The 2,251-nt window shown below is 70.0% G+C and carries 1 protein-coding gene; it reads left to right on the top strand.

Features of this window, described 5'->3' with window-relative positions:
- Positions 1–168 precede the first annotated feature (168 nt).
- Positions 169–2,251 (top strand): site-specific recombinase (locus tag G3O06_RS47920; protein WP_205820349.1); only part of this gene is annotated, 2,083 nt, incomplete at its 3' end.

The raw sequence follows: 2,251 nt of genomic DNA, 5'->3' as shown, positions 1-2,251 counted from the left end.
CTCCCGGCGCCCGCACGCGATCGGCGTGCACCGCAGCGGGGCAGCCGCATCGCGGGTCGCCGCGCATCGTCCGGCAACCGGCCCCGTCTCACCCGTTCCCCCGGCGCCGCGCCGTTTCCCCGGCCGGCATCCCGAACCCGCCCGCCGAGGGCTTTCGCTATTCCGTTTATGTTTCGTTCCCTGACGACCCTGATCAAGAAGTGGCGCGCGTCGCGCAATGCCGGTCACCAGCTCGATGCGCTGCTCGCGCACGCCGACGCCGATGCGTCGTACGCCGAGCGCAGCGAATGGCTGATCGAGCTCGCGCACTGGCTGCGCCGCACCGGCACGATGCAGGCCGCGCAGGACGCGCCCGCCGATCGCGACGACGATGCGCGCGCGTATCCGGCCCATGCGCGGTTGCGCTACCTGTTCCACGTGCTCGATCGCAATCCCGCGTGGAAAGCGCACGCCGCGCGCATCCTGCGCGGCATCCTGCGCGATTGCGACGGCATCTCGCTCCTGTGCGACGCCGGCATGCCCGTGCACTCGGGCTTCTTCGGCGCGCTGTTCGAGCGGATCGACTCGTCGCTGATCCCGCCCGCGCCGAACCGCCGCGAGCTGTCGGCGCTCTTCACGCTGATGTTCCCGACGCCGGAAGACGCGCAATGGATCGACGCGCTGCCCGACGATCTCCTCACGCGCCTGGCCGAGCTGATCTCGTTCGACGTTACCGACGAAGAGCGCCACGAGCCGGGCTCGTTCTCGCGCGACCTGCTGGCCGCGCTGCACAACCTGACCTGCCAGATCAGCTCGACCGGCCTGTCGCAGACGGTGCGCAGCCGGCTGTCCGACGACGATGCGCGCAAGCCGCTCGAAACGCAGCCGTTCTACCGCCTCACGCGCGCGATGCTCGCGGTCGAGACCGCGCACGCGGCCGTCGAGGACGGCGGCGACCCGAGCAAGCTGCTGCACGAGGTGAACTACCTGCGCGTACTGCTCGACGAATGCCGGATCGCCGTCGACGACGTGTTCTCGCACCTGTACCGCAACGGCGTGTCGGTCGACATCGTGTTCCAGGTCGAGCGGATGCGCATGCGCATCCTGCGCGCCGAGATGCTGCTGAACGCGTGGATGGCGCGCGACGACCTGCACGGGATGGCGCACCTGACGGCCGAGCTCGTCGACGCGAACCACAACAGCCAGAGCGTGTCGCACCTCGTGCGCAGCAACTTCTCGCTGTTCGCGCGCAAGCTCGTCGAGACCAACGCGGACACCGGCGAGCACTACATCTCGCGCGGCCGCGCCGAGTACCTGAAGATGCTGCGGATGGCCGCGGGCGGCGGCCTCGTCACCGTCGTGACCGTATGCGTGAAGTTCGCGATCACGGGCGCGCACCTGCAGTCGATGCTCGAAGGGCTGCTCGCGGGCGTCAACTACGCGGCCAGCTTCATGCTGATGCACTTCCTGCACTTCACGCTCGCGACCAAGCAGCCCGCGATGACCGCGCCGACGCTCGCGCGCGAGCTCGACGACACCGGCCACGAGGAAGGCGTGAAGGCGTTCGTTTCATCCGTGATCGCGCTGATCCGCACGCAGGCGGCCGCGATTTCCGGCAACGTGCTCGTCGTGCTGCCCGTGTGCCTGCTGGTGCAGCTGTTCGCGGGCAACCTGCTGCACGCGAACCTGATCTCGCCGGAGAAGGCCCATGCGACGCTGCACTCGTTCTCGCTGCTCGGCCCGACGCCGCTCTACGCGGCGCTGACGGGCGTGCTGCTGTGGGCGTCGAGCCTGCTCGCGGGCTGGGCCGACAACTGGTTCGTGCTGCACCGGGTCGGCGACGCGCTCACGTACAACCGCCGGCTGCGCCTCACGCTCGGCGCGGCCGGTGCGGCGAAGCTCGCGCACTTCTGCCGGTCGAACGTGGCCGGCGTGGTCGCGAACGTCGGCCTCGGCCTGATGCTCGGCCTCATTCCGGCGATCGTCACCGTGTTCATGTTCCCGTTCGAGGTGCGGCACGTGACGCTGTCGGCCGGTTCGATCGGGATCGCGCTCGGCGTGCTGGGCAAGGACGCGCTCGGCACGCCCGAGCTGTGGTGGGCGGGCGCCGGCGTGCTCAGCATGGCGATCCTCAACGTGCTCGTGAGCTTCGCGCTCGCGTTCACGATGGCCGTGCGCTCGCGCAGCCTGCGCCCGACCAAGGTGCGTGCGCTCGTCGCCGCGATCGTCCGCACGGTGCTCGCGAATCCGCTCGCGCTGTTCTGGCCGGGCG

The sequence above is a fragment of the Burkholderia sp. Ac-20345 genome (assembly GCF_017104825.1).
Classification (GTDB): Bacteria; Pseudomonadota; Gammaproteobacteria; order Burkholderiales; family Burkholderiaceae; genus Burkholderia; species Burkholderia lata_B.
Note: the sequence above shows the minus strand (reverse complement) of the source record. Positions and strands in the feature narration are given on the sequence as shown.